4 protein-coding genes are annotated in these 3516 nt (G+C 61.2%); 1 reads left to right on the top strand and 3 read right to left on the bottom strand.

The features are described 5' to 3' along the window. A partial coding sequence (gene gloB / locus EKK30_RS17365) for a hydroxyacylglutathione hydrolase (RefSeq protein WP_290986906.1) occupies window positions 1-582 on the bottom strand: 582 nt, incomplete at its 3' end. 153 nt (window positions 583-735) lie between these two features. Here gloB and EKK30_RS17360 point away from each other — a divergent pair. Continuing rightward, a complete protein-coding gene (locus EKK30_RS17360; RefSeq protein ID WP_290986905.1) occupies window positions 736-1494 on the top strand; it encodes a class I SAM-dependent methyltransferase in 759 nt (252 codons plus the stop codon). Here the strand turns inward: EKK30_RS17360 and metW are convergent. Beyond that, window positions 1480-2145, bottom strand: a complete 666-nt coding sequence (gene metW / locus EKK30_RS17355) for a methionine biosynthesis protein MetW (RefSeq protein ID WP_290986904.1) — start codon at window positions 2143-2145, stop codon at window positions 1480-1482. The genes EKK30_RS17360 and metW overlap by 15 nt on opposite strands. Continuing rightward, the gene (locus EKK30_RS17350; protein WP_290986902.1) at window positions 2142-3347 is read right to left on the bottom strand and encodes a homoserine O-acetyltransferase; all 1206 of its coding nucleotides are present in this window, start codon (window positions 3345-3347) and stop codon (window positions 2142-2144) included. The genes metW and EKK30_RS17350 overlap by 4 nt, the downstream gene beginning before the upstream one ends. Window positions 3348-3516: the final 169 nt, after the last annotated feature.

Below are 3516 nucleotides of genomic sequence, written 5' to 3'. Positions count from 1 at the left end.
TTTCTTCAACGCGTCGTTTTCGGGCTCGATCGTCAGCGCAAACCGCGCGTTGCCCAGCGTGTACTCGTGCCCGCAATAGACGGCGGTGTCGCCCGGCAACGACGCGATGCGGGACAAGGATTGCCACATCAACTCTGCGTCGCCTTCGAAAACCTTGCCGCAGCCAAGCGAGAAAAGCGTGTCGCCGGTGAAGGCCAGCCCATCCTCAGGAAAGTAGTACGTCACGTGCCCGAGCGTATGGCCCGGCGTCTCCAAAACCTGGATGGGATGACCGGCGAATTCCAGTTCGCTTTTCGACGTCACCACGCGGGTCAGACCAGAGATGCGCTCCGATTCCGCTGCAGGACCGGTAACGGCCGCTCCGTAAAACGCTTTGAGTTCGGCGATCCCGCCGGTGTGATCCGTGTGATGGTGCGTCACAAAAATATGGTTGAGCCGCCACCCGCGCTGGGTCAGAGCGGCTTTGATCTGTTCAGCGCTCGGCGCGTCTATGGCGGCCGTTTCGCCGGATTCCGGCTCATGCAGCAGAACGCAGTAATTGTCTGCGAGACACGGCAGAAGAACGATTTCCAGGGCTCCCATGGCGGGGGACTTTGGTTGCGGCCGACGGCCGTGTCAAACGCTGCGAAACGACGCAGCACAGAAAGGTTTGTTGCGTGTCCAGGCTGTCTCTTGCGGAGCGGATCGTCTAGATAGAGGGATGACCAGAAATCGTCCATCGAGCTAACGTCCAAGATGGCTCTCGACGCGACAACATTAAGAGATTTCTACCGGTCTCCCCTCGGCCGAGTGGCCCGGCGTCAGTTGACGCTGGCCATTCGCGAGAAGTGGAAGCGGGTTAACGGCCTGACGGTGGCCGGCGCAGGCTTTGCCTCGCCCTTCCTGGGCACCTTCCGGACCGAGGCCGCAAGCCTCGCGTGCCTGATGCCGTCCAGGCAGGGGGCGGTCATCTGGCCCCGTTCGGGCCATTGCCATTCGGTGCTTGTCGGCGAAACGCAATGGCCGTTGCCGGACAATTCGATCGACCGGCTGCTGATGGTCCATTGCCTGGAGCAATCGGAAAGACCCGGGCCGCTCCTGCGCGAGGTCTGGCGCGTACTCAAGCCGGCCGGCAGCGTTCTCTTTGTCGTCCCGAACCGCCGCGGGCTCTGGTCGCGCATGGACCGCACGCCCTTCGGTTATGGTCTTCCCTTCAGCCGGGGCCAGCTCGAAACCCAACTGACGGACGCGCTTTTCACGCCGATCGCCTGGGGCGAGTGCCTTTACTTTCCCCCGGTCAGCCAAAGGCTGATGCTGCGCATGGCGCCAGCATTCGAGCGCTTTGGGTCCAGCATGTCGATGGGAGTAGCCGGTGTGATCCTTGTCGAGGCGACGAAGGAAGTCATGGCGCCGGTTGGCAGCGGCAAGCGTGCCTTGCAGCCCGCCATCTTGAAGCCTGCCGCCGACGTCCGCTCGCCGACGGCGGGCGTCCGCGCTCTTTCAGGGCGTGGCTGACGATAGCGACGGTCCGCGCAATAGGAACACGGCTTTTTCGCCGAACAGGTTCTGCATCGACAGCGACCACTTGATCGGCAGGCGTCCGCCGTAGGCGTTGAACGCCACCGCCTGTTCGACATCCGCATGCACCAGTTCGCACAGATCGGCGAAATCGCGGATGGTGCAAAGATGCGCGTTTGGCGTCAGATACCAAAGGTCAGGCAAGTTGTCGTTGATCGGCATACGGCCCGTCAGCAGCAGTTTCGTACGCACGTGCCAGTGCCCGAAATTCGGAAACGAAACGATTGCCCGCCGTCCGATCCGAAGTAGGTTTTCCAATACCGTCTTCGGCTGTCGCGTCGCCTGGATCGTGAGGGAGAGGATGGCGTAGTCGAACGCCTGATCCGGGTAGTTATCGAGATCACGATCGGCGTCGCCCTGGATGACCGAAAGCCCGCGCGCCACGCAGGCGTTGACCTTGTCGCGTTGCAATTCGACGCCGCGCCCGTCGACGCCTTTGCGTTCGGTCAAAAGCTGAAGGAGATCGCCGTCGCCGCAACCGACGTCCAGCACCCGCGATCCCGCTTCGACCATCTCGGCGATGAGTTCATGGTCGACGCGCGGCGTTTTTTGAGCGCCGACGATTCCGCCGAGGTCGGGCGCGTTCATCGCGACACCTCGTTCGCCGCGCTCAGTCCGCGCTTCACCGCGGCGGCATTGAGGAACCCACGCACCGTTGAGGAGAATGTCGGCTCATCGAGCAGAAACGCATCGTGCCCCTTGTCGCTTTCGATCTCCACGAACGACACGTTGGCTGCCACCGCATTCAACGCTTGCACGATCATGCGGCTTTCGCGGGTCGGATAGAGCCAGTCCGACGTGAATGAGACGACGCAGAACCGTGTCTTCGTTCCGCGAAACGCATTGGCCAGCACACCGCCTGCACTTTCCCGCAGATCGAAGTAATCGAGAGCGCGCGTGATGTAGAGATAGCTGTTCGCATCGAAACGATCGACGAAGGTCGAGCCCTGGTGGCGCAGGTAGCTTTCGACTTGAAAGTCGGCGCTGAACGAGAACGTTTTCTCGGAACGGTCCTGCAGGCTGCGCCCGAATTTCCGGTGCAGAGCTTCTTCCGACAGATAGGTGATGTGCGCCGCCATGCGCGCGACCGCCAAGCCGTTGCGCGGGACGTTGCCAGAAGCGAAGTAGTTGCCGCCCTCCCACGCCGGGTCGGCCATCACGGCTTGACGTCCGACTTCATGAAAAGCGATGTTTTGCGACGAATGCCAGGCGGCGGTCGCGATCGGCACGGCGGCGAACACGCGCTCTTTGTAGCGCGAAGCCCACTCCAGCACCTGCATGCCGCCCATCGATCCGCCGATCACTGCAAACAACTGATCGATGCCGAGATGATCAATCAGCCGCGCCTGCGCTTCCACCATGTCGCCAAGAGTGATCAGCGGGAAATTGAGGCCGTAGGGAACGCCCGTCTTCGGATCGATCGATGCAGGCCCGGTGGAGCCCATGCACCCGCCGAGGACATTGGAGCAGATCACATAGAAGCGATCCGTGTCGATCGGCTTGCCGGGGCCGACCATGTTGTCCCACCAGCCGGGTTTGCCGGTGATAGGATGCTGGCTAGCGACATATTGGTCCGCCGTCAGTGCGTGACAGATCAGGATGGCGTTCGATTTGTCGCTATTGAGCTTGCCGTAGGTCTCATATGCAATTGAAAAGGGAGCCAAATCCTGCTGGCATGCCAGCCTCAACGGCGCACCCGCATCAAACCGCGCGACCTTGCTAGACGGCGTATGCACCTCGGAGTGCCGCCGCGACACAGAAGCAACGAGATCGGGCGATGCGGCGGTCATAGGTTCGGTCGGTATCCTAAGGTGTGTTGCGAGGGCGGTGGCTAGATCGCGCGGCGATAAAGTCAACATTAAACTTTGATTTCAAGTGGTGAAGACCCTATCTATGCGCCCCAATCCCCCAATTTCGGTCAACAAATCGAGAAGTTATATGGTGGCGACCGCGCCAATT

The organism is Hyphomicrobium sp., assembly GCF_003987855.1.
In the GTDB taxonomy this organism is placed as follows: domain Bacteria; phylum Pseudomonadota; class Alphaproteobacteria; order Rhizobiales; family Hyphomicrobiaceae; genus Hyphomicrobium_B.
This window is presented reverse-complemented; position numbering and strand designations above follow the sequence as displayed.

Coding starts and splice junctions, on each gene's coding strand:
- EKK30_RS17360 (WP_290986905.1), top strand. CDS start 736: ATGGCTCTCGACGCGACAACATTAAGAGATTTCTACCGGTCTCCCCTC.
- metW (WP_290986904.1), bottom strand. CDS start 2,145: ATGAACGCGCCCGACCTCGGCGGAATCGTCGGCGCTCAAAAAACGCCG.
- EKK30_RS17350 (WP_290986902.1), bottom strand. CDS start 3,347: ATGACCGCCGCATCGCCCGATCTCGTTGCTTCTGTGTCGCGGCGGCAC.